Below are 22,735 nucleotides of genomic sequence, written 5' to 3' on the forward strand. Positions count from 1 at the left end.
CTTCCCGAACGATCATTCACGCCTTGCGCCACGGCGTCAGCCACAGCCCCATACCCAGCAACACCACGGCGCCTGCCAGGGTGCTCAGCCCCACTTGCAGCCACACGTCTTCGATTCGAAACAACACCAGCGCCGCCAGCCCCATCAGCACCGTACTGAGCAGCCATTGCCGCGCCCAGGGCAGGGCGCCGAGCAACGCCTGGCGCTGCATCAGCAGCAGCGCGGTGCAGATCACGCCCGCCAGCGCCGCCAGTGGAATGCCGGCCAGGCCAAACGCAAACGGCAATACGCCCAGCAGCAGCATATTGACCAGGCTGCCGAGCAGTTCGCAGCGCAGCGGCTGGCGCGTGTCGCCGGCGGCGTAGGCGTAGCGCGCGAGCAGGGCGTTCCAGGCACCGAATACCAGGGGCACGGCAAACCAGGCGAGCAACAGCGGCAGCGGCGAGTCTGCCGATTGTGCGGGCAGCAGCAGCGCGACCAGGCTCGGCGCCGCCGCCACCAGGCCGACGCCGGCCGGCAAGGTCAGCACGCTAGCGGTTTCCAGGCCGCGCTTGAGCAGGGCCAGGCGTTCATCGCCCTGGCGTCGGCTCATCATGCCCAGCAGCACTTGATTGAGGCTCATCAGCGCAATCAAGGGCAGGTTCATCAGCTTGCGTGCCAGGTTGACCCAGGTCACCGCGCCTTCCCCCAGCAGCGACGCCACCAGGCGCTCGATCAACGCCAGGCCCTGGCTGGCGCCATTGCTGAGTAACAAGGGGCCGATACGTTGGCCCAACTCCCGCAAAGGCGCGAAGGACAGTTGCACGCGCCAGGGTCGCCAGCCCAGGCGCCAGAGCGACGGCAGCAGCGCCAACGGCATCAAGCCACTGCCGACCAAGCACGCCAGCGCGAGACTGTGCGGCTGGCTGGCGGTGCCTGCCAAGGCGAGGTACGCCACCGGCGGCAGGTTGAACAGCAGCGAGCCCAACCCCGCCAGCACAAAGCGCTCGCTGGCCTGCAAGGGCACACTGAACAGCGCATGCAGCAGCAGGCCCGGCACGCACCACGCCACGATCTGCAGATTGCCGCCGGCCAGGGCCGTGGCGCTGGCCGCCAACCCCGGGCCGAGCAGTTGCACCAGCCACGGCGCCAACAGCATCAGCAGCAGGCTGGTGACCAGCGCAATCAACAGCAACGCCGGGAACAATACGGCCAGCCAGTCCAGGCGTTCGCTGTCCTTTCTTTGCAGATACAGCGGCAACGCGGCGGCGCTCAACACGCCGCCGGCCAGCGACATGCGCAGCGCCTCGGGCAGGAACAGCGCGATCAGGAACGCATCACTGCGCTCCCCCGCGCCCCAGGCCGCCACCAGCAACCATTCGCGCGCAAACCCCAGGCACAGGCCCAGCAGGGTCGCCACGGTCAGCCATACGGCAGAACCCAGCATCAGGGCCGCGCGCCATCAAGCATCGGCTTGCGAAACGCCAACGCCTTGACCTGGGGCAGGCGCGCCGGGAACAAGCGCCGCGCCTCCAGCACGTTAATCCCCACCATCAGCCAGAACAGCGCGACCATCACCACGGCAAAGCTGAAGTAGTGGTCAAACAAACCGCTGACCAGCGCCGACAGAATCCCGGCGGTGCTGCCCAGCCACAGCGCATTGTCCTTGGTCAGGCGGATCGGGCCCTTTTCCGGCCGGGCTTCACGCCACCAGCGCACGGTGACTGCAATAAACAACAGCATGCCGACAACGCCGGTCTTGTAGATGAAGTTCAGCCACAGGTTGGAGATCCCCAGCAAGTGCGTGCCCGGTACCGGCGGGTCGACCTTGAAACCGATGCCGAACGGGTACGCTGCCACAGCCTGCGGGAACATGCGGTACTCGTCGAAACGCACTTCGGTACTGGCGTTGCTCGTGGAGAAGATGGTCGCCAGGCGTTCCTGCAGCGGCGGATAAGCCATCACCAACGCCACGGTCAACGCCGCGCCGATCATCAATAAACGTCCGGTGTAAGGCACACGTCGCGTGGCCAGCCACATCAGCACCAGCGCCAGGCTGACCATCGCCCCGCGGCTGCTGGCCAGCAGCAACGCCGCCGCGCCCAGGCAGGCTACGCTCAGGCCCAACGCGCGTTTCCAACCTTGTTCGGTCATGCCGTAGCAGAACGCCAAAGGCAGCAGCAGCGCCATGATTCCGCCAATGGCATTCGGGTGCATCCACGGCGAGCCCATGCGTGACGACATGGCTTCCAGGCCGAATTTCAATGTGTCGAAGTTGCCGTAGTTGAGCAGCGCCAGGATCGGCGCAATCCCCGCCCCGGAGCGTGTGCGCACGAACACCGCAATCGACATCACCAGCATCGCCAGGGTGCCCAGCAGCAGGGCGATCACCAGGCTTTCGCGGTGTTTGTAGTCCACCAGCAGCTTGGCCGTGAGAAATACTCCCGAGAGGTTCAGCAACCAGCGCAGCCAGTTGGCCACGCCGCTGCTTTCGGCGTGGATGCTGACCTGGCCGACGATAAACGGGAACACGCTGAACAGCATCAGCCACAGCAGCATCTGGTCGGTGGGGCGAAGCGCCAGGCGCGGCGCGTCCGGCAGGCGCGACAGAAAGCCGTGCCACAGCACCGCGCCCCAGGTCAGCGCAAGAATGGCTTCGCTCACCGTACTGCGGATGCCCAGATTAAGCGTGGAGTAGGGCATGAAGGTCGCGACCAGGGCGAACAGCAGCAAGCCCCAGAACGGAAAGCGCAGGATGGTCACGGCCGCCGCCAGGCCGATCACGGCGAGAAACGCCTTGGCCGGTGACAGCGCCAGCGCGACCACACCAAACAGCACGCCGAAGAGGATCGCGACGAGGCTTGCCAGGGAGAGTCTCATTTCAGTTCCTCGATCAGTTCGGCCAGGCGCCGGCGATAGGCGTGTTGGTTAAAGCGTTCGGCCCATCGGCGGTGGTGTTCGGGCGTGGCTTCATCGGCGCGCTCACCCAGGTTCAGCATCAACTGGACCAACGCGGGGCCATCGGTGGGTGAAAAGCGCGGCGCCGACGGCGGGGTGATTTCGTCCAGCGAGGTGCCGCTGGCCACGGCGACCGGGGTGCCGACGCTCAGCGCTTCAATCACCGGCAAACCAAAACCTTCCGCGTAGGACGGTTGCCACACGCGTGACGCCTGGCGGTACAGCGCCTGCAACTCGGCGTCGGAGACGCCACTCAACGCATGAATCCCCGGCAGTTGGCGCTGGGCTTCGGGCAAATGCTCGAGGCTGCCCACCAGGACCAGTTCCGGCACGCTGGGGGAGTCGCGCCGCGCCCGTTGCCAGGCATCCACCAGGAACGGCACGTTCTTGCGCAGTTCGCGGGTACCGACCAGCAGCCAGAAACCCGTGGGCAATTGGCGCGCGGACAAATCCGCTGGCGGTTCGTTGAAACCTTCCACTTGGTTGGGCAGGACGCGAACCTTGCCCGCCGCCTGGGGAAACAGGCGTACTGTTTCGTCGGCGCTGTATTGGGAAGGCGTCCACACCCGGTCGGCGCTGCGCACCGCGTAGGCAATCGACAGGCGATCGGTGGTTCTGTACACCAGCGCCTTCAGGCGGCTGGCGTGGTAGTTGTCCAGGGTGATCTGAAACAGGTCGTGCAGCAGCACCACGGTGCGCAACCCTTCAGGCTTGGGCGGTAGCGGCAGGCCCATATTGAAGGTGCTGATGTACAGATCGATGTGCTGTTCGCGCAGGGCGCGGGGTAAAAAACCGGCTTCGAAGCGCAGGCGATTCTGTGGCTGGTGCATCGCCGTTTTCGCGCAGCCCCAGGCCGGGCAGTGCGCCTGCAACCGGGTTTGATCGCCCAGGGGCGCGACGGTAAATCGCTCCAGTTCGATGTCCGGCAGGCTGCGCAGGGCGCTTTCCAGCGCATACACCTGGCGGCTGATGCCCGATTGCGGTGAGGTGCCGACGGTGCGGTAATCCAGGCCTACACGCATGCGGGCTCCTTTTGATTGAGCGGCGAAAGGGTGGCGTACACCTGCTCCAGTTGGCTGGCGGCAACGCTCCAGTCATGGGCTCGCCGCGCATAGGCGCGGCCGGCTTCACCCATGGGCGCGGCGGCTTCGGGAGCGTGCAGCAGGCGCACCACGGCGTCGGCCAGGCCGACGGCAGTTTGCCCGCCCAGATAATCCAGGCCCTCGACCAGGTCCAGGCCCGACACGCCCTGTTCGGTACTGGCCAGCGGCAGGCCGGCGGCCAACGCTTCGAGCACTTTGAGCTTGGAACCGCCGCCATGGCGCAACGGCGCCAGAAACACCGAACAGCTCGATTGCAGACTCAACAGGTTTGGCACAAAGCCCTGCCACTCGATGCGCGGGTCCGGCCAGCGTTCGCGCCAACCGTCGGGCATGCCGAAGCCGCACACGCTCATGCGCGCCTCGGGGCAGCGCTCCCAGACTTTCGGCAGGATTTCATCCAGGGCCCATTCGATGGCATCCACATTGGGGGCGTATTCATAGTTGCCGAGGAACAGCACGCGACGGGTCGAGGGGTCAGGACGGGCGCCGGCGAAGTGATCGCAGTCAACGCCGTTGACCACCACCGGCACCGGTTTACCGGCGATTTTTTCCAGCACCCGCGCATCGCTGTCGGTGACGGCCACCACTTGGCTGGCCTGGCGCATCACGCGACGCTCCCAGCGCGTGTAGCGCCATTGGTCATAGCGAATGAACGGCAGCGCCCAACGCGGCAAACGGTCGTACGTCGCCGCGCCGAGCGCCGACTCAACGTTATGTTCAGTCAACACGAAGGGTTGGGATTTGCGCGCCAGGGCATCTTCGTAAGGTTGGAAGGTATAGGTGTGCTCAATCTGCACCACGTCCCAATGTTCGTTGAGCAGTTGGTTGAACCGGTCCTCCAATTGCCCCGACAGGCCATTCACGCTGGCCAGCAACGGGTAAGGTGCAAACAGCCCGGCCAGCAGGGTTTTCAGGCTGCGCAGTGGCCGACGCGGCAGGATGATCAGCTGCTCGAGAAAGCCTTCCAGCACTTGGCGATCGCTCAGCGACACCGGGTGCTTGTCATGCAAAAGCAACGTGATCCGGTGCCCACGCGCCGCCAGGCTGCGCAGCAGGTGGAACTGGCGCGTCTTGCCGCCGCTGGTGGCGGGCCAGGGCGAATAGGGCAGGATCCATAAAATGCGCATGGCGGGCTTCAATCCCATAACAGAATTTGCAGGTTCGACTTGACCGGGACAGTCAACCCGTTAGTGCCGCTCAGCGGTGTCTGTGTGCCGCGCAACGGGTCATACAGCGTCGCGCTGGCAAGGCCCGGCAAGTGCGCGTTACCGCCACGGGCCGACCAGAAAAACCACAGTTTGCGCCCGTCGGCGCGGGTCCAGCCGATGCTGAACAGGCCATCGGGCAACTGGTCGGCGGTGGGCGGGTCGGCGGGGGTCAGCTGCGGCCCACTGACGTCGAGGAAGTTCTTCAACGCGGTGTAGACCGGCTTGGGCTTGGCGTCGATATCGAGCAGGCCGTAGGCACGGTCGCGCACGCTGGCGCGCTGGTCGAGGTCGCTCAGGGTAAACAGGAAAATCTTGTCGAAATCCAGCGCGCTCATCAGCGCCAGGCGGCGTATCACATAATCGGCCTGGCCCTGCTGGGTGATGATGTCCTGGGCTTCTTTGGGGCCGGCGTAGTTCGACCAGCCCCACTCGGTGCTCCATAGGGTTTTCACGCCACTGGCGCGCAGCTTCTGGTTGAGCGCGGTGGTCTTGGCCACGAAGTCGAGGTTGGCCGGGTCGTTGCCCTCGGGCAGTTGCGTGTAAGGGTGGTAGGACATCACGGTGTTCAGCTTGGGCACACCGAGGGCGTCGAGGGCGTCGAGCATGGTCTGACCGTTGGGCATTTCGCTGAAAAACGCCATGCCGGCGGCCACCACCGGTTTGTTCGGGGCGACGGCGCGCAGTGCGGCGGCGGTGGTGCGCAGCAACCTGGCATAACCGGCCGGGTCCGCCGCCGGGCGCCAGAAGCCCAGCAGGTTAGGTTCGTTCCATACCTGCCAGGCGTCGACGCTGGGGTAGCGTTGGGCCAACAGGGCCATGCGGATCGCAAATACATTCGGGTCCTGTGGCGGGTACTGGTCCTGATAGGGCGCGCCCACCGGCGCGGTGGTAATAAAGGGCGCCGAGCCGACCAGGTAAAACACCGACTTGAGCTGGTTGTCCTTGAGCTTGGTCACCAGCTCATCCAGGGTCGCCACCTGGTACTGGTCGGCGGCTGGCTCCAGCCGGTCCCAATGCAAATCCAGGCGCACCCATTCCAGGCCCAGGTCCTTGAGGCGGTCGATCTGCAGCTGGTAGCGCTCGGGGCTGAACCACAGGAACTGCGCGTTCACCCCGAGGAAATCCTTCCACACCACCACCTTGTTGCCCTTGAGCACATGGTTCTCGGCGTCGGCCGGGCGCCCCCAGATAAAGGCGACCAGGCCCAGGGCCGCGACCAGCGCAAGGGTGGCGAAGTAGGTCCGTTTACGCGCCATACGGGGCCTCTGTGATTGCCTGTTCGAAGAGCTGCTTGAAGCGCTGCGCCGTCAGCGGCCACAAGCGTTCGCGGCCGATTGCGCCGGCGCGTTCGGCCCAGTCCCGGGCCAATGTGGGTGTACGGGCCAGGCGCAACAATTGCTCGCCCAGCGCGGCCACATCGCCTTCGGGGTAGATCGCGCCGTTACCGCTGGCGACTTCCTCGGCAAACGCCCGGGCATCCGAGGTAATCGCCCCACGCCCGCACGCGGCGGCCCAGGACAGCGCGCCACTGGTGCCGCGCTGACGGCCGAGCAGGCCGAGTTTTTTCGATTCGCGATACGGCAGCACCATCACATGGTGGGCTTGGATCGTTTGCGCAATCTCGTCGGCCGGCAGGTTCAGCCGCCAGTCGATGACGCTCGCCAGGCCGAGGTCGGCAATCTGGCGGTTCAACTGCTCCAGGTAATTACCGCCCGCGCCAAACGCCATTTCGGCGGCAGTGCCACCGGCCAGGGTCAGGCGCACACGGTCACGCAATTCGGGGGCTTGCTTGAAAACGGCGGCCAGGGCGTGCAACAGGTCTTCAATGCCTTTGCCACGGTAGATAAAACCGAAATACAGCAGGTGCAGCGTGTCCAGCGGCGGCAGCGCCACCGCTGCAATCGCTAGGTTGGCGTGGTGGATCACCGCCACTTTGCCGGCGGGCAATTGCATCCGCTGGCTGAGGCAATCAGCGCCCAGGCGGGTCAGGGTGATCAGCCTTGTCAGGCCACGGGCGACATGGCGTTCTTCGCGCAGGGTCAACGGGTCTGCCAGCACCACCGCCGCCTGCGGCAATGGGCTGGGCAGGCGCTGCAGCAGGTTGAGCGGGAAGGGCAGGTGCTCGCGCCGCCATACGATGCGCTCGGGGTCATGCACGGTGGCCGTCAGCGGCAGGTTCGGGTAGGCGCTGCGCAACGTGCGCAACGCCAGAAACTCCCCCAGGCGCCCGCCGCCCAGCTCGGCGTGGACCAGGTCCACGCTGCGCCAGTCGAACGCGGCGACGGCCTGCTTGATCGCCGCGCTCGTGCCTTCCACGCCGCTCAACGGTGTCAGCACCGTCACGCCCAGCTGCTCCAATGCCGTCTTGAAATGGTTCGCGTAGTCGGCGATCCCATTCTTTTCCGGTGGCAAAGGCGCGAGCAGGGCAATGCGCATCAGAACGCCCCCCGGTATTTGGCGATGCTGTGCAGCACCTTGGCCGGCACTTCGAATTTACGCCGGTTGATGATGATGCCATCGACTTTGCCGAACGCGGTATTGAGGATCGACAGCGCGTGTTCCACCACCGGCACCGTGCTTTTCTGCGCTTCCACCACCAGCGCGATCAGGTCGGCGCGCCGCAGGTTGACGAACGCATCGCGGTTGTCCAGCAGCGCCGAGGCATCCAGCAACACCACTTCGCCCGGTGCTGCAGGCGCCGCCCCGCCGACGCGCACGGTAATGCCATTTTCCTGGAGCAGTTGGCGCAGTTGCTCCACCACGAAGGTCACGCCTTCACCGTGGCGCGCCGATGTCAGCCCGAGGGTCAGCCCGCGTTCGGCGACGCGGTCCAACTGCAGCAGACCGTACAGCCGGTAGATGCTCGCATTGAACGCATTGGTGCCTTGCGCGGTGCTGGTGTCCAGCTCCGGCAGGGTGGTCCACAGCGGCAGGCCGAACTTGCGTTCCACCAGGCCGCCATCGTGAATGCGCTGGTCGAGCAGGTAGCACAGGTAGATCACCAGCAGGCCGACGACGATGGCAAACGGGATCGCCAGCAACAGCATCAGCAGGGTTTTGGGGAAGATGCGACCTGGGTTCAGGGTCGCTTCCTCGATCACTGCGATGTTGCTGATCTGGCTGTTGTCCAGTTCACGGTCGATGCGTGATTTTTCCAGGTTGTCCACGTACAGCGCGTAGTTACGCTCGGTGGCACTCAGCTCGCGGGACAGGCGCGCCAGCTCCGGTTCAATCTCCAGGGCTTCCTTGCGTTGCGCTTCGAGGTTGACCAGTTGCTTTTGCTGCTGCACCAGTTGGGTGCGCAACGCCAGGTTGTTGCTGGACTCATCGAGCAGCACGCGCTGCAAGTGGATTTCCAGGGTATTCGGCGCGCGGTTTTCCGAGCTTTGTACAGTGTTGCTTTCACCGGCGACCTGGGCCTGCATTGCCCGAATCGACGCATCCAGGGCTTTGACCGGCGGCGCGTTATCGGTGTAGGTGCGCATCATGTCGGCTTTTTCCAGCAGCTTCTGGTTAAGCAAGCGACGCAAGTCCTGCTGCTGCGGGTTCAGCGCAATCTGGCGAACCGTGGTCACCTCCTTGGGCTGAGTCTTGAGCTGGGTGCGTGTGCTCTCGAGGGCGCTGTCTGAAGACGCGATCAAGCGCGTGGTGTTGAAGGTTTCGCCGCGCAGCACGTTGATGCGCTCGGACAAATCTTCCAGGCGATCGGTGATGCTCGCCGCGCCAATCTGGTTCAAGTGGGTCAGGATCTGCTGCTTGTAGCTCTTGATCTCGGTGGCGCTGTTGGACACCTGGCCTTCATAGAAGGCATATAGGCTCTTGCGCCCCAGGGCCTGGGTGCGTTCGTTGATGTAGGTTTCGACCCAACTCTTGACCACCGCTTGGGCGATCTCGGGGTCGCTCCACTTGAAGCTGATGTCCATCACCGTGGACCCGGCCGCATGGCTGACTTCGAAGTTCTTTTCCAGGCTCGCGGCGAGGCGTTCCACCGGCGTGGTCTGTTCAATCACGCCCACGGTTTCCAGCACCACGCGCACGCCGTCGAACACCGCGCCGATAGCGTTTTTGACGTAGTACTTGGTGCGCTTCCAGACACCTTCCGGCGGCGGCATTTTGTCGATGACTTCCAGGTAATGCTCGGCCACCGCACGCACGATCGGGCGGCCGGTCAGCAGGCGCTCCTCATCGACAATCGGGTCGCGCTGGGTGCTGGGCATGACCAGCGCCTGGCGGTTGCTGATCTCGATCGGCAGTGTCGAATCACGCCCCGGCTTGACCAGCAGGCGCGCGGTGGATTCGAACTTGGCGGGCAGCAGGAAGGCGCCCAGCAAAATGATCACCAGCGCCGCGATGGCCGCCAGCTTGAACTCATGCCGGAAGATGAAGAACAGGCGCAGAAGATCGCGAAAAGAACGGATCTCGATCATGGGATGTCGCTCCTTTAGTTACTGCCGCCGCTGGTTCGGGTGTAGTTGTAGCCAACCCCGATCGACTTGGTGAATGGGATCAGCTGGTTCAGGTAGGTATCCACGCCCTGGATGCGCTCGCCCACATTGGATTTGGGCACGAACACCACATCACCGCGTTGCAGGGGCACTTGTTTGCGCCCGTTGGGCCCGGTCTTGAGGTATTGGCTGAAGTCCAGGAAGTAGGCGCGATAGACGCCTTGGGTATCTTCGCGCAGCAGCGCAACCATGCTGGCATTGCCTGCCGGGTTGACCCCGCCGGCGCCGACAATGGCTTGCTCCAGGGTGTTGGCCGAGGCGATCGGCACCGTGGTCGGGTTGTTGACCGCGCCGCCGACGATGATCGAATTGCCCGGCGCCTGGTTGATGTTCACCGTCACCCGTGGCTCGCGATACACCGGCGCAAGCTTGCTGCTCAGCTCATTCGCCACCTCGGACGGGGTGCGCCGGGCCACCTGGATCGGGCCCAGGAACGGGTAGTTGATCTTGCCGTCGGTTTGCACCGTGTACAGCGTCAGCTCATAGATGGTGCTGACGTTGAACGCCGACAGGGTCGGCATTTCCCCGGCATCGCGCACGATGCGCAACTGATCGCCGATGCGGATGCGTTCCACCGCCGGCGGCAGTTGGGCCAGTTGGTCGAGGGCACGCTTGCCGTCCTCGACGGTCTTGCCGTCAGGCGCGACGATGCGCGCGGGGGTATTGCAGGCGGCCAGGACCATCATGGCCAGGACGAGCAGGGTTCGTTTCATCAAATAGGACTTCCTGTAGGTCATGATGCTCACCTCCAATAACCGGGGAACATGCTGATGCGCCGCTTGAGGGCGAGGGGTAGCCGGCGTTCCTGCTGGCCCAGCCGATAGCCGAGCAACTTGAACGCGCTGCGCACCAGTACTTCGGGTACGCGGTGCCATGCACCGGCTGCGCGCAATGCCGCGAGTTCAGCCAGTACATAGCGTTTACCTTCACCGCCGGCATCGCCAAAGGCCTGGCGTATCCAGGGTTCGCGACCGTAGAACACGCCAATGTCGAAGTAGCGGTGAAACTCATCCATGAGTCGGTAATCGTGGGAGTGGTACACCTGCGCGGAGGCGGCGTAGCGCACGGTGTAGCCTTCGATCAGCATGCGCGCTGCGACGTAGGCGTCTTCGCTACCGATGACATCGGCGGGGAAACCACCTACGGCTTGCAGGGCGCTGCGTCGGTAAACGGAAAACGAGTCGGAGCTGAAACAGGTCTTGATCCCCAGCTCCGGCGCATCGGCCAGGCGCTTGCTGCGGCTGTGGGCCGGGTAATTGAAGTGGCGCGACTGCGCGCCCAGCACACCGGCGTCGGGGTGCGGCAGTTGGCGACCATAGGCCACGCCGTTGAGCGGGTCTTGCTGCAATTCAGCGAGCAGGTTGGCGAAGGTCTCGGGCGCGGCGGGAATGGCGTCCTGGGTCATGACGATCAGGGCATCGCCGCTTACCTGTTCGCTGGCCCAACGCCGCGTGCCGCCGTGGTTGAAGGCGCGGGCGTCGATCACCTCGACCCGCGCGCCGTATTCGCGAAAGCGCGCCACGGTGTCATCGCTGGACGCACTGTCGACCACCAGCATCTCGTCCGGTTGCAGGGTTTGCATCTTCAGCGCAGGCAGCAGCCGCGCCAGGTGGCTTGCGGCGTTACGGGTCGGGATGATCAGCGAGGTGCGCATGTCATGGCTTCACTTCGGCAGGCGCACGCCCATAGATGTCATCGAAGCGCACGATGTCGTCTTCGCCCAGGTACTCGCCGCTCTGCACCTCGATCATCACCAGGTCGATGATGCCGGGATTGGTCAGGCGGTGTTTGTGCCCGGCCGGGATGTAGGTGGATTCGTTGGCGTTGATCAGAAATTCGCGCTCGCCATTGGTGATCTGCGCCGCGCCGCTGACCACCACCCAATGTTCGCTGCGGTGATGGTGCATTTGCAGCGACAACGACGCCTGGGGCTTGACCACAATGCGCTTGATCTTGAAGCGGCTGCTTTCCTCCAGCACGGTGTAGGTGCCCCACGGCCGGGTGACGGTGCGGTGCAGGCTGAAGGCCGGGTGGTTCTGGCGCTTGAGCTCGGCCACGATGTAGCGCACGTCCTGGCTGCGGTGGGCGTCGGCGATCAGCAGGGCATCGGGGGTGTCGACGATGATCAGGTCACGCACGCCGACCGCGCCGAGCACGCGCTTGGGCGAGTCGATGTAGCAGTTGTGCACGTCATGCAAAATCGCTTCGCCATTGACCTGGTTGCCCTGGGCATCGCTGGGGGTGAGCTGGCGTAGGGCTTCCCAGGAACCGATATCGCTCCAGCCGATGTCGCACGGCACCACGGCCACTTGCGTGGACTTTTCCATCAGCGCCACGTCAATGGAAATGTCCGGTGCGCTGCCGAAGGCGTCACTGTCCAGTTCGCGCTGGCGCGAGGTTTTGTTTTGCAGGTGCTGGCTGTGCTCAAGGGCGGCACGCGCAGCGATCAGCACGTCGGGCGCGTGGGTGTTCAGTTCATCCACCAGGGTGCTGGCCTTGAAGCAGAACATGCCGGCATTCCACAGGTGTTTGCCGCCGTCGAGGTAGGCTTGGGCAGTGGCCAGGTCGGGTTTTTCGACAAAGCGTTTGACCAGGTTGCCCTGGCTCAGCGCTTCGCCTTTTTCGATATAGCCGAAACCGGTCTCCGGGTGGTCGGGTTGAATGCCGAAGGTCACCAGGTAGCCGGCGTCGGCCAACTCGCGGGCCTGGGCCACGGCGTCGGCGAATGCGGTCTCGTTGAGCACCAGATGGTCGGCGGGCATTACCAGAAGTTGCGCGTCGCCACCGAAATGTTCCTGCACATGCAGCGCCGCCACGGCGATCGCTGCTGCGGTGTTGCGCCCGAAGGGTTCGAGCAACAGGTCCAGGGGCAGGTGGGCCTTGTTGACCCCACGGTAGTCATCCAGGGTGCGAAACAACAGGTCACGGTTGGTCACCGTGAGCACGCTTTCCACGCCGGGCAGGCGGGCGGCGCGCTGGAAGGTTTTCTGCAGCAGGCTCTGGCCGTCGCGCATGCGCATGAACGGCTTGGGCATGTTCTGCCGGGACACCGGCCACAAGCGCGTGCCCGAACCACCGGAAATGATGCAGGGAATTAATCCGTTGAGGGTATTCATCAATAGACTTCCTTGGTGGAAAGGACGGCCGGGACCGTCATGAAAACGATGTACAAGTCAAACCACACCGACCATTTGGAGATGTACTCCAGGTCGTACTCGACGCGTTTCTGGATTTTGAACAGGGTGTCGGTTTCGCCCCGGTAGCCGTTGATTTGCGCCCACCCGGTGATGCCTGGCTTGACCCGGTGCCGTGAGCTGTATTCGCTGACCGCCACTTCGAAAGGAATGCCCGCCGCCTTGGTGGCGGTGGCGTGGGGCCGGGGGCCGACCATGGACATGTTGCCCTGCAGGACGTTGAACAACTGCGGCAGCTCGTCGATGCTGGTTTTGCGGATGATGCGCCCGACTCGGGTGATGCGCGGATCCTGGCGGGTGGTCTGGCGTTCGGCGGTGAAATCGCTCTGGTCGGTGAACATCGAACGGAACTTGAACACGCGGATTTCATTATCGTTATAGCCATAGCGGTTCTGGCGAAACAGCACCGGGCCCTTGGAATCGAGCTTGATCGCGATCGCCGTCAACAGCATCACCGGCGACAGCACCACCAGGGTGATGCTCGCCAGCAGCAGGTCTTCGCAGCGCTTGATAAAGGGCGACCAGCCACGCAGCGGTAACTGCGAGGTGTTGAACATCAGGATGCCGCCCACATCGGTGATGCGGCTGTGGCCGTAGCGCAGGGCGGCCATGTCCGGCACCAGCATCACGTTCACCGACATCTGCCGCAGGCGATTGACCAGCCCGTGGATACGCTGCTCGGCGGCCCACGGCAGGCAGATCATCACTTGGTTGACCTGCTCGGCGCGGATCAGCTTTTCCAGGTCGCGGGTATTGCCCAGCAGCGGCAGGTTGCTCAGTTCCTTGGGAATGCGTTCGGTGCGGTCGTCGATAAAACCGATCAGGCCGGAGCGGATATCGCCGTTGCGCTGCAGGTGGTCGGCGACATGCACGGCGGTGTCGGTAAAGCCCAGGATCACCGTGCGTTGCAGGAACTTGCCCTTGCGCATCAGGTTGCGGTACAGGCGCAGCATCACCAGGCGCTCCAGGCAGAACAGCCCGAGGCTGGCGAAGTACCACACCACCAGGTTGCGCGGGTTCAATTGCGGAAACACCTGCAGGATCTGGTACATGAACAGCAGGATGCAGAACGCCGACGACCAGGCCACGATATTGGCGCGCAGGCGCAAGCGGTTGCTGAACAGCTCTTCGGAATAAATGCCCAGGGCCTGGAACAAAATAACCGTCAACACTGCAAAAAACAGCAGCAGCCCCAGGAAATGCGAGCGCATCTCGGCGTCCATCGGGTCGAGGAAAATCGCCAGGACCAGCGGCGGCAAAATGGCGGTCAGGCCATGCACCAACTTGACAAAAACAACAAAAAACTCAACGAAGCCGGCCCGGGTCAGAAACAAACTGACCACTGATGATTTCTCGCGCATACAACCATCCCTCATTGCACACCAAGTTTGCGCCGCAGCTGTTCAACGGAGCAGTCAACGGGCCACATCTGGTTAAAACGCAACCATTCATCCAAGTGAAACCATCCAAATGAAGGAAGTTTTGCGGAGCTAGTGGCTAAAGGAGTTCCTTTTTACGGATAGTCAATAAGTTGACCATTCTGCGAAGTTCGCATTATAGGCATGTTAAGTGAAGTTTTGTGTGCCATTTTTATGACGGTCGTAGTGCTGGCACTTGGGCATCTGGGTGTGATTTTGAGTGTAGGAACAAATGTCAGAATTTTCCTGTTTGGCGGGAAAAGGTTTTTTTGGCGGGGAGTCAGGAAGAGGGCAGTTGGCGGGACGCGGAGCGTCCCCGGAGGCGTTCCCACGCAGAGCGTGGGAACCATCCATTTAACCCAGGCGTGCCGCCGCCCGCGTAACAATCTCTGCGCGCACCCTGCGCGATTCTGCCGTGCGCTTGTTGGCTTCCTCCAGCACGTGCCTGGGGGCCGTATCCGGCCGGCCCGCATCAAATGGCGGGGCCGGCGCATATTCGATTTGCAGCTGCACCAATTGCGCCGCCGCTTCGCTGTACAGCTCCGCCGCCAGGGTCAGCGCAAAGTCGATCCCCGCCGTAATTCCACCGCCGGTAAACAGGTTGCCGTCACGTACCACGCGCGCCTGTACCGGGATGGCCCCCAATGGCGCGAGCAAGTCGTGATAGGCCCAGTGCGTGGTGGCCTTGCGACCGCGCAGCAAACCCGCCGCGCCCAGCACCAGCGAACCGGTACACACTGAGGTCATGTAGCGCACGGTTTGCGCCTGGGCCTTGAGGAAGTTCAGCGTGGAGGGATCCTCCATCAGTGCGCCGACACCGGCACCGCCGGGCACGCACAGCACGTCCAGCTTCGGGCAGTCGGCATAGGTGATGGTCGGCGTGAACACCAGGCCGGTGCTGGAGGTGATCGGCGCCAGGTCTTGCCAGACCAGGTGCAGTTTCACGTCCGGCAGCGAACCGAGCACGTCATAGGGGCCGGTAAGGTCCAGTTGCTGGATGCCGGGGAATAGCAGGAAGCCGATGTGCAAGGTCATGAATGAAACTCCAATCAAGGGGGTGGACGGCTTCACTGTAGATGCCTAGGCTTTGGCGCATACGCCATTGAGCCCACAGATCACGCCAATCATGCCCCGACTCATTCATGTGCTCGCTTTTGATAATGCCCAGGTGCTCGACGTCACCGGGCCTCTGCAGGTGTTCGCCTCGGCCAACGACCTGGCTCGCCAGCGCGGTTTGCCTGCGCCCTATGCGGTGAATGTGATCGCTGACCAGGCCAAACCGGTGATGACCTCGGCAGGCCTGGCGCTGATGGCCGAGCCGCTGCCCGCCGTCGATCAGCCATGTGACACCTTGGTGATCGCCGGTGGCTGGGGCGTCTACGGTGCCGCCGAAGACCCGGCGCTGGTGCACTGGGTACGCGAGAAATCCCGGCACACCCGGCGCATGGCCTCGGTCTGCACTGGTGCTTTTCTGCTGGCCGCCAGTGGCCTGCTCGACGGATGCCGCGTGGCTACACACTGGACGCGCTGTGAGGAACTGGCGCGCAAGTTTCCGGCGCTGACGGTGGAGGCCAATCCGATTTTTATCCAGCAAGGCGCGCTGTGGACCTCGGCCGGCGTGACTGCCGGTATCGACCTGTGCCTGGCCTTGGTGGAGGAGGACCTGGGCCGCGCCGTCGCCCTGGACGTAGCGCGCCAATTGGTGGTGTTTCTCAAGCGTCCCGGCGGGCAATCGCAATTCAGCGTGACCTTGTCCCTGCAAAAAAGCGACAGCCGCTTTGCCGAGTTACACGCCTGGATCGCCGACAACCTGACGTTGGACCTGAGTATTTCCACCCTGGCCGCCCAGGCTGGGATGAGCGAGCGCAGCTTTGTGCGCCACTACCGAGCCGAAACCGGCCAGACCCCGGCGCGGGCCGTGGAGCTGATTCGGGTCGAAAGCGCACGCCGGCAATTGGCGGACAGCAGCATTGCGATCAAACGCATCGCCGTGCACTGCGGGTTTGGCTGTGAAGAGACCTTGCGACGCAGTTTCCTGCGGGCCTTGTCGGTAACGCCGCAGGCCTATCGCGAGCGGTTTTCACCGGTGTAGCAATTCCAGCAGCGCCGCCAGGGTGGCCTGGGGCGCTTCTTGCGGAATATTGTGGCCTACGCCGGGCAACACCTGTCGCCGATAAAAACCGCTGAAATGCCCGACATCGTCGTCCTCTTCCGGTGGCGGCCCCACGCCGTCATCGGCACCGCACAGGGAAATGCTCGGCACCGAAATCGGCGGTTGCAGCGCCAATGCCTGCTCGATGAATTCCAGCCCAGGGTCCCCCGGCGCATACCCGAAGCGGTGGCGGTAGGAGTGGATCACCACCGCGACGAAATCCGGGTTATCGAACGATGGCGCGGTGTGCCCATACAGGCTCGGCCCGCGCGCCCACGACGGTGACCATAACGCCCACAACAGCTGGCACAGTTCGCGGCGGTTGGCGGTCAAGCCATCCACGCCGCGCTGGGTGTGAAAGTAATACTGGTACCACAACCGATGTTCTGTCGCGGGCGCCCGTGGCTTGGACGACTTGGCGATGTCCTGGATGTTGTAGCCCTCTGCGGTCACCAGACCCCGCACCCGTTCCGGCCACAGCGCCGCGACGATACACGCGGCGCGCCCACCCCAGTCATAACCGGCCAGCGTGGCGCAGGGAATGGCCAGCGCATCCATGAAGTCCAGCAAGTCCTTTGCCAGCGCTGCCTGCTGACCGGAACGCATGACCTGATCGTTGATAAAACGCGTAGGCCCATAGCCGCGCAGGTACGGCACCAGCACCCGGTAGCCACGCTGCGCCAGTACTGGCGCAATTTCGTCATAGCTGCGCGGGTCGTAGGGAAATCCATGCAGCAGGATGACGGGCTCGCCATCCACAGGGCCGTGGGTTTCGTAAGCCACATCGAGCATGGACGTGCGCACGTACAGCAGTGGGGCAGGTGGTCTCAGGGTTGCCATACGGTTTTCTCTCCACTGAGCTTACGGTCCAGAAACGTCGCCGCACTGATCAGCGCCAAATGGCTCAAGGCCTGGGGCGTATTGCCCAGGTGCCGGGCCTGGCTGTCGAACTCTTCGGCGTACAACCCCAGCGGGTTGGCGTAGCGCAGCAACTGTTCGAACTCCAGGTGAGCCTTTTCCACTTGCCCGGCGCGGGCCAGGCATTCGACGTACCAGAACGAACATGCGGTAAACGCGCCTTCGGTGCCTTGCAGCCCATCGATCTGGCTGTCGTCGTTGCGGTAACGGTAGACCATGCCGTCGCGTACCAGGCTTCTCTCGATCGCCTCCAGTGTCGACAGCCAGCGTGGATCAGTCGCGGCAACGAAGCGCACCAGCGGCATCAACAGCATCGAGCCGTCAAGGGCAGTGCTGTCGATGTGCTGCACGAAATGCCCACGTTCTTCGTTCCAGAAGTTGCTCCAGATGTCTGCATAGATGGCCTGGCGCGTCTGGTCCCAACGCGCGAACGGCGCCGGTAGTGAACGCTTGGAGGCCAGGCGGATCGCACGGTCCAGGGCCACCCAGCACATCAGGCGCGAGTGCAGGAAGTGGTGCTGCTCGCCGCGCATCTCCCAGATGCCGACGTCTTTCTGGTTCCAGATTTCGCAGACCTGGTCGACCACTTCCACGGTGTGTTTCCAACCTTGGTGGGAAATCGCTTCGCCGTATTTATTGACCAGGTAAACCGCGTCCATCAGTTCGCCGTAGATATCCAGCTGGATCTGGTCGAACGCTTCATTGCCCACGCGCACCGGCTGGGCGCCACCATGGCCACGCAAGTGGTCCAGTGCGGTTTCCGGCAGTTCCTGGCGGCCATCAATGCCGTACAGGATGTTGATCTTGGTGGTTTGGCCGCAGCAGTCGCTGACCCGGCCTCTGAGCCAGCGCATATAGGCATTGGCTTCCTCTATGAACCCCAGGCGCATGAAGGCGTAGACGGTAAAGGAGGCGTCGCGGATCCAGGTGTAGCGGTAGTCCCAGTTGCGCTCGCCGCCAGGGCTTTCCGGCAGGCCGAAGGTAGCGGCGGCGATGATTGCGCCCTGTTTGCGCGAGGTCAGCAGCTTCAGCGCCAAGGCCGAACGGTTGACCATTTCGCGCCAGCGCCCACGGTAGTTCGATTGGCTGATCCAGCCGCGCCAGAACTTCAAGGTGCGTTGCAGGTAGAGGTCGGTGCAGGCGTTCGTCACGCGTGGATCGTCCTGGCCGCCGAGGACGAATTCGGCGCTTTCGTCCTGGGCCAGGCTGAAGCGGGCCACCGCCACATTCTCGTCCAGCGTCAGCGCGTGGCTGCCGACCAGGCGCAGGCCAGGCTGGCCGTCAGCGCTGAACACTATGCCAGTGTCGCAGGCTTGGGCGTGGGTCCGCGCGCGGGCATAGTCATGGCGCACGGCGCAGCGCAGGTGGAATGTGGCGGTGCCGCTGACCACCCGCACGCGGCGGATCAATAGCGGCAGGTCGTCGACCTCTTCGCTGACGGCCAGCAAATCGGTGACTTCCACCACCGCCGCATCGCTCAGCCAACGGGTCTGCAGCACATTGGTGTCGGGCAGGTAGATCTGCTCGCGGCGCGCATTGGGCAGGTCCGGGGTGAGCTGGAAGGTGCCGGCGTCGGGTGTGTCGAGCAACGCGCAGAAAATCGACGGGCTGTCGAATTCCGGCCAGCAGAAAAAATCGATGCTGCCCTGGTCATTCACCAACGCCGCGCTGCGCATGTCGCCGATGATGCCGTGCGCATCGATGGGGCTTTGTGGCTCGTTCTTCAAATCAACCATTGCCACGAAACTCCGGATAAAGGCTCATGCCGCCATCGATGAACAACGTGCTGCCGACCACATAATCGGACGCGTCGCTGGCCAGCCACACCACCGCGTTCGCTACGTCCTCCACATCGCCGACCCGGCCGTAGGGAATCAACTTGAGCAGCTCTTTTTCCGCCGCGCCTTCGGTGGCCGCACGGTTGATTGCCGTGCGAATCGCGCCTGGCGCAATCCCGTTGATTCGAATGCGCTGCTCGCTGACTTCCTGGGCGAGGGTGCGCATCAGCATCTCCACACCGCCCTTGGACGCTGCGTAATTCGCATGCCCGGCCCAGGGAATCAATTGGTGCACCGAGCTCATATGAATGATCTTGCCGGCCGCGCGGGACACCCCAGCGCGCACGCCTTGCCGGTTAAAAATACGCACGGCGGCGCGTGCGCAGAGAAATTGGCCGGTGAGGTTGACGCCGATCACGGTGTTCCAGTCGTCGAGGCTCATGTCGACCAGGTTGGCGTCTTTTTGCAGGCCGGAGTTGGCCACGAGGATATCCAGGTGGCCGAAGGCATCGAGGGTGTGGGCGAACAGGCGTTCGACGTCGGCTTCTTTCGACACATCGCCACCGATGGCAATCGCCCGGCCGCCGTTGGAGTTGATCTGCGCGGCGAGGGCTTCGGCCGGTGCCGCCTGGGAGTTGTAGTTAAGTACGACGGCCGCGCCGGCTTCGGCCAACGCCTTGGCCGCACCGGCGCCGATGCCGGAGCTGGCACCGGTGACCAGGGCCACTTGTTGCTGCAAGGAAATCTGCATCGCCCACCCGCTGTTTAATGAGAGTCTTTTGTGCTGACTGATGCGCGGTGATGGAAGTTCAGCACGCCGCTGTGCATTTGAAAGGGTCGCGGACCAATGCAACTGTAATTTCTGACAGTAGACGCGTCTTTATCCTCAAGTGAACCTACGAGCGTTGACGTGCCCGGGGATGGATGTCGTGGACATAAGGCGATTTGCGTTGCCGTGGGCAGGGAAATTTCCCGGTTCGCTCTTCGTTACGCAAGACCTCCTTCCTACCCCTAGTTGGATGTTTTCAGCACGTCGAGGAACCTATTGCCATCGCTCTGCCACACAGCAAAGGCCTGCTGGTGCAGACCTGCGCCACGATTCATCCATCGTTGGCAAGGCTGCGGCAGCAAGGTATCGCCCTAACTCAGCACTGGAGTACCCCATGTCGGTATCCGCATCCAATCAAGCGTTCGCCTCATCAACTGACAACCTGGCGCAGACTCGCGCAGACGCACAACCCAGCGCGGTGGCCAAGGCTGCGGGCGCGGCGGGCCCGAGTTTCGAGCAGTCGGCGAGTCAGTCCGGCCCGGTTTTCGACAGCGCAGCGCAGTCGCGCAAACCAGGCTTCAATCCAGGCCCGCCCCCACGTCCCAACCCCACACTGCCGGATCCTCTTTACGGAAAACAGAGCAACGAGCTGTTGGCCCAGGGGCTATTGAATAAATACGACAAGTTCAAACCCTGGTACGCACCGACCGTCACGCCTGAGCATATAAATAATATGGCAGGTCGACCCTTGACCGGGTTTTCGAAGGTGGACGAGAACATCAGGCTTGCCAGGGAATTGCTCAAGCGCCCGGGCCTGATGCAGGCCCTCGATCGAAATGATGGGACGGGGGCCCTGGACAAATCCCTGTCTAAACAAGACATCAGCAAATTCATTCTTTCGTCGAACCCACTCAAGCTTCAGGACGACAGGCAACTTGCCCAGAATGTCTTGAATAACTTCAACGCGTTGAAAGGGCCGTGGTGGAGCGCCGATAGAAACGCCATCGACGTCAACACCTTCGCAAAGTTTGCGTCGCGTCCGCTTTATGGTCATGGACCCACCGACAGCATTACCCAGCTATCGCGAGAAGTCATGGCGCGTTCGGAGTTGAAGGGCTCGATGGATAACGTCTTCGGGTTCCTGCGCGATGGCAAGATCACCCGAGACGACCTGTATCGGCTCTTGCGCTAATACCTGGCCCAATGCGTCGCATCGGTTGGTAAACACTTGGCCAGGAAATCGCTCCGTAGTGATGCTGGAACCATTTGCAAGTATTTACCACGAAGAAAGCATCCATTGGTGTGACCCATGGATGCCTTCGTTTACTGGAACAGGTAATGGCCTATGAATTCGACATCATTTGAACCTCGCCAATCTCACTCCCAGTACGCTGTTGCAAACCTGCCCGCTCCGGCAACTACGCTACACGGCCTGGGCTCATCTCAAGCAAAGGGGCTCAATCTCACGTCGTCACCCAAGTTCAGTTTCAAGGCGCCTACGACTGAAGACTTCGATAGGGGCTCGCGAGCCGTAGAGGACGGGCCGGCGCCTCGGTCAGCAGTGTCATTGCTCGAAGCGCTGTGGAGCAAATTGTCACGCCGTCAATGACAGTCAACCCACTGACGTCGCTGGCTGGTCACAAATGTTCAAGGTTTACCGGGAGCAGGCTGGCGGCTTGCCGGAACCATTATTTTTAGGTTGCCACATATTCGATACTTGCCTCGCGCTGACCGTCACAGCGCTTTTGAAGACGGAGCACTCGAGGTCCAAGTAATGCAATCTAAATAAGGTGGGAATCAACATGACTAACGGGATAAATACTTCAGGCTCTGGATTACCGCATCTGCAGAATTGGACTGCCGGTGCGAATCAGGCGCCTGCTCCAGCCGGTGGTGGTTACGCGCGGCTCAGCGTCGTGGACAAGGCGTTGGGAACCCAGCAACCGCTCGGAACGACCTCGAGTTTTGCCCCCGACAGCTTGATGGTCAATGGCGCCAGCCGGCATTTTGACGGCCAAGGGTTGTATGGCGGAATGTCAAATGTGGGAAATCCCTATATCAGTTCGGACGACCGCCTGCTGGCGACAGATCTGAATAACAACTTTTCCATGCTGGATAAGTTCAAGAAAGATGGCCACCTGACCCAGAGCGGACTGCAACAAATTGCCGCTGAAGACGTGCACAAAAGCAGCGTCTCTGAACGCACCATCATGTTGGCCAGGGAGATACTCAATCGCCCCAGGCTCAACGAGGCGATTCTAGTCGATGGCGGTAAAATCACGCCTGAAAGCCTGGCCAATGCATCTGACCTGGTCGTTGGCAACACCAACCCCAATACCCAAAGTGTGGATCCATTCCATTCGAAAACCAATGCACAAGTCGTGCAAGCGTTCAGGGGCATGTTTGATCAACTGCGGGATAAATCCGAAGACTACACCTTCTTTTTCGAGAAGCACCGATACGTCAAGACAGACACACTGATCGAAATGAGCAAAGATCCTGACGAGACCGACAAGAACGGTAATGTCGTACGGGATCCGGCGACTGGGTTCCCCAAGAAAAAATACAGCGAGCAGCAGGTATACGTCGCCAAGAACATTGTTGAGCGACCAGGATTACTCGACTCTCTGGACAGCAACAAAGCGAACGGCACCAACATTTTTGGGAGCCACAACATTGATGGCTGGCTGAAGAACTACAGCATCGATCGATGGTTGGAAAACGATAAGAAAGAAAAGGGTAACTGAAGGCGT

Annotated in this window: 18 protein-coding genes; 3 read left to right on the plus strand and 15 right to left on the minus strand. The window is 62.5% G+C overall.

The genetic code is table 11. From position 1 onward, the window contains the following. Positions 1 to 16: 16 nt before the first annotated feature. The 12 genes from murJ to C4J84_RS09535 all read right to left on the minus strand — a co-directional run bounded on the left by murJ (position 17) and on the right by C4J84_RS09535 (position 15,400). Complete coding sequence (gene murJ, locus C4J84_RS09480) at positions 17 to 1,426, minus strand: murein biosynthesis integral membrane protein MurJ (protein ID WP_124370243.1); 1,410 nt, start codon at positions 1,424 to 1,426, stop codon at positions 17 to 19. Then, entirely contained in the window at positions 1,426 to 2,859 is a 1,434-nt protein-coding gene (locus C4J84_RS09485; RefSeq protein WP_124370244.1) for an O-antigen ligase, read from the minus strand. Before C4J84_RS09485 ends, murJ begins: the two co-directional genes overlap by 1 nt. Further along, positions 2,856 to 3,959 (minus strand): glycosyltransferase family 1 protein, encoded by a 1,104-nt coding sequence (locus C4J84_RS09490; RefSeq protein WP_124370245.1) that lies wholly within the window; start codon positions 3,957 to 3,959, stop codon positions 2,856 to 2,858. Before C4J84_RS09490 ends, C4J84_RS09485 begins: the two co-directional genes overlap by 4 nt. Then, on the minus strand, positions 3,950 to 5,167 hold the full coding sequence (locus tag C4J84_RS09495) for a glycosyltransferase family 4 protein (protein ID WP_124370246.1): 1,218 nt from the start codon (positions 5,165 to 5,167) through the stop codon (positions 3,950 to 3,952). The genes C4J84_RS09490 and C4J84_RS09495 overlap by 10 nt, the downstream gene beginning before the upstream one ends. A gap of 8 nt (positions 5,168 to 5,175) precedes the next feature. Continuing rightward, positions 5,176 to 6,504 carry a cellulase family glycosylhydrolase gene (locus tag C4J84_RS09500; RefSeq protein ID WP_124370247.1) on the minus strand — a complete coding sequence of 443 codons (1,329 nt, stop codon included), beginning with the start codon at positions 6,502 to 6,504 and terminating at the stop codon, positions 5,176 to 5,178. Then, the gene (locus C4J84_RS09505; protein WP_124435218.1) at positions 6,494 to 7,684 is read right to left on the minus strand and encodes a glycosyltransferase; all 1,191 of its coding nucleotides are present in this window, start codon (positions 7,682 to 7,684) and stop codon (positions 6,494 to 6,496) included. The genes C4J84_RS09500 and C4J84_RS09505 overlap by 11 nt, the downstream gene beginning before the upstream one ends. Beyond that, on the minus strand, positions 7,684 to 9,675 hold the full coding sequence (locus tag C4J84_RS09510; protein WP_124362083.1) for an exopolysaccharide transport family protein: 1,992 nt from the start codon (positions 9,673 to 9,675) through the stop codon (positions 7,684 to 7,686). Before C4J84_RS09510 ends, C4J84_RS09505 begins: the two co-directional genes overlap by 1 nt. Positions 9,676 to 9,689: 14 nt before the next feature. Then, positions 9,690 to 10,466 (minus strand): polysaccharide biosynthesis/export family protein, encoded by a 777-nt coding sequence (locus C4J84_RS09515; RefSeq protein ID WP_124370249.1) that lies wholly within the window; start codon positions 10,464 to 10,466, stop codon positions 9,690 to 9,692. 29 nt (positions 10,467 to 10,495) lie between these two features. After that, positions 10,496 to 11,407: a glycosyltransferase family 2 protein gene (locus tag C4J84_RS09520; RefSeq protein WP_124370250.1), complete on the minus strand. Its 912-nt coding sequence runs from the start codon at positions 11,405 to 11,407 to the stop codon at positions 10,496 to 10,498. A gap of 1 nt (position 11,408) precedes the next feature. Further along, positions 11,409 to 12,869: a mannose-1-phosphate guanylyltransferase/mannose-6-phosphate isomerase gene (locus C4J84_RS09525; protein ID WP_124370251.1), complete on the minus strand. Its 1,461-nt coding sequence runs from the start codon at positions 12,867 to 12,869 to the stop codon at positions 11,409 to 11,411. Next, positions 12,869 to 14,308: an undecaprenyl-phosphate glucose phosphotransferase gene (locus C4J84_RS09530; RefSeq protein WP_124362087.1), complete on the minus strand. Its 1,440-nt coding sequence runs from the start codon at positions 14,306 to 14,308 to the stop codon at positions 12,869 to 12,871. Before C4J84_RS09530 ends, C4J84_RS09525 begins: the two co-directional genes overlap by 1 nt. A 411-nt stretch (positions 14,309 to 14,719) precedes the next feature. Next, the gene (locus C4J84_RS09535) at positions 14,720 to 15,400 is read right to left on the minus strand and encodes a DJ-1/PfpI family protein (protein ID WP_124370252.1); all 681 of its coding nucleotides are present in this window, start codon (positions 15,398 to 15,400) and stop codon (positions 14,720 to 14,722) included. A 91-nt stretch (positions 15,401 to 15,491) separates the two neighbouring features. Here C4J84_RS09535 and C4J84_RS09540 point away from each other — a divergent pair, with 91 nt between their 5' ends. Then, positions 15,492 to 16,457: a GlxA family transcriptional regulator gene (locus C4J84_RS09540; RefSeq protein WP_124435219.1), complete on the plus strand. Its 966-nt coding sequence runs from the start codon at positions 15,492 to 15,494 to the stop codon at positions 16,455 to 16,457. On the opposite strand, the gene C4J84_RS09545 is transcribed toward C4J84_RS09540, so the two are convergent. The 3 genes from C4J84_RS09545 to C4J84_RS09555 are packed head-to-tail and all read right to left on the minus strand — an operon-like array spanning position 16,446 to position 19,964. Then, positions 16,446 to 17,357: an alpha/beta fold hydrolase gene (locus tag C4J84_RS09545; protein WP_124435220.1), complete on the minus strand. Its 912-nt coding sequence runs from the start codon at positions 17,355 to 17,357 to the stop codon at positions 16,446 to 16,448. The genes C4J84_RS09540 and C4J84_RS09545 overlap by 12 nt on opposite strands. Further along, complete coding sequence (locus C4J84_RS09550; protein ID WP_124435221.1) at positions 17,345 to 19,171, minus strand: glycoside hydrolase family 15 protein; 1,827 nt, start codon at positions 19,169 to 19,171, stop codon at positions 17,345 to 17,347. Before C4J84_RS09550 ends, C4J84_RS09545 begins: the two co-directional genes overlap by 13 nt. After that, the gene (locus C4J84_RS09555; protein WP_124370256.1) at positions 19,164 to 19,964 is read right to left on the minus strand and encodes a glucose 1-dehydrogenase; all 801 of its coding nucleotides are present in this window, start codon (positions 19,962 to 19,964) and stop codon (positions 19,164 to 19,166) included. Before C4J84_RS09555 ends, C4J84_RS09550 begins: the two co-directional genes overlap by 8 nt. 412 nt (positions 19,965 to 20,376) lie before the next feature. On the opposite strand from C4J84_RS09555, the gene C4J84_RS26415 reads away from it, so the two are divergent. Together C4J84_RS26415 and C4J84_RS09570 are read left to right on the plus strand one after the other, a co-directional pair. Further along, a complete protein-coding gene (locus C4J84_RS26415; RefSeq protein ID WP_256681401.1) occupies positions 20,377 to 21,174 on the plus strand; it encodes a hypothetical protein in 798 nt (265 codons plus the stop codon). A gap of 610 nt (positions 21,175 to 21,784) precedes the next feature. Continuing rightward, positions 21,785 to 22,729, plus strand: a complete 945-nt coding sequence (locus C4J84_RS09570; RefSeq protein ID WP_256657462.1) for a hypothetical protein — start codon at positions 21,785 to 21,787, stop codon at positions 22,727 to 22,729. Positions 22,730 to 22,735: the final 6 nt, after the last annotated feature.

Source organism: Pseudomonas sp. R11-23-07 (assembly GCF_003852295.1).
Lineage (GTDB): Bacteria > Pseudomonadota > Gammaproteobacteria > Pseudomonadales > Pseudomonadaceae > Aquipseudomonas.

What these genes read in the sequence shown, in the direction of transcription:
- C4J84_RS09535 (WP_124370252.1), bottom strand. Translation starts at nt 15,400, where the DNA reads ATGACCTTGCACATCGGCTTCCTGCTATTCCCCGGCATCCAGCAACTG.
- C4J84_RS09495 (WP_124370246.1), bottom strand. Translation starts at nt 5,167, where the DNA reads ATGCGCATTTTATGGATCCTGCCCTATTCGCCCTGGCCCGCCACCAGC.
- C4J84_RS09540 (WP_124435219.1), top strand. Translation starts at nt 15,492, where the DNA reads ATGCCCCGACTCATTCATGTGCTCGCTTTTGATAATGCCCAGGTGCTC.
- murJ (WP_124370243.1), bottom strand. Translation starts at nt 1,426, where the DNA reads ATGCTGGGTTCTGCCGTATGGCTGACCGTGGCGACCCTGCTGGGCCTG.
- C4J84_RS09505 (WP_124435218.1), bottom strand. Translation starts at nt 7,684, where the DNA reads ATGCGCATTGCCCTGCTCGCGCCTTTGCCACCGGAAAAGAATGGGATC.
- C4J84_RS09550 (WP_124435221.1), bottom strand. Translation starts at nt 19,171, where the DNA reads ATGGTTGATTTGAAGAACGAGCCACAAAGCCCCATCGATGCGCACGGC.
- C4J84_RS09500 (WP_124370247.1), bottom strand. Translation starts at nt 6,504, where the DNA reads ATGGCGCGTAAACGGACCTACTTCGCCACCCTTGCGCTGGTCGCGGCC.
- C4J84_RS09570 (WP_256657462.1), top strand. Translation starts at nt 21,785, where the DNA reads ATGACTAACGGGATAAATACTTCAGGCTCTGGATTACCGCATCTGCAG.
- C4J84_RS09545 (WP_124435220.1), bottom strand. Translation starts at nt 17,357, where the DNA reads ATGGCAACCCTGAGACCACCTGCCCCACTGCTGTACGTGCGCACGTCC.
- C4J84_RS09490 (WP_124370245.1), bottom strand. Translation starts at nt 3,959, where the DNA reads ATGCGTGTAGGCCTGGATTACCGCACCGTCGGCACCTCACCGCAATCG.
- C4J84_RS09555 (WP_124370256.1), bottom strand. Translation starts at nt 19,964, where the DNA reads ATGCAGATTTCCTTGCAGCAACAAGTGGCCCTGGTCACCGGTGCCAGC.
- C4J84_RS09530 (WP_124362087.1), bottom strand. Translation starts at nt 14,308, where the DNA reads ATGCGCGAGAAATCATCAGTGGTCAGTTTGTTTCTGACCCGGGCCGGC.
- C4J84_RS09510 (WP_124362083.1), bottom strand. Translation starts at nt 9,675, where the DNA reads ATGATCGAGATCCGTTCTTTTCGCGATCTTCTGCGCCTGTTCTTCATC.
- C4J84_RS09485 (WP_124370244.1), bottom strand. Translation starts at nt 2,859, where the DNA reads ATGAGACTCTCCCTGGCAAGCCTCGTCGCGATCCTCTTCGGCGTGCTG.
- C4J84_RS09520 (WP_124370250.1), bottom strand. Translation starts at nt 11,407, where the DNA reads ATGCGCACCTCGCTGATCATCCCGACCCGTAACGCCGCAAGCCACCTG.
- C4J84_RS09515 (WP_124370249.1), bottom strand. Translation starts at nt 10,466, where the DNA reads ATGAAACGAACCCTGCTCGTCCTGGCCATGATGGTCCTGGCCGCCTGC.
- C4J84_RS26415 (WP_256681401.1), top strand. Translation starts at nt 20,377, where the DNA reads ATGTCGGTATCCGCATCCAATCAAGCGTTCGCCTCATCAACTGACAAC.
- C4J84_RS09525 (WP_124370251.1), bottom strand. Translation starts at nt 12,869, where the DNA reads ATGAATACCCTCAACGGATTAATTCCCTGCATCATTTCCGGTGGTTCG.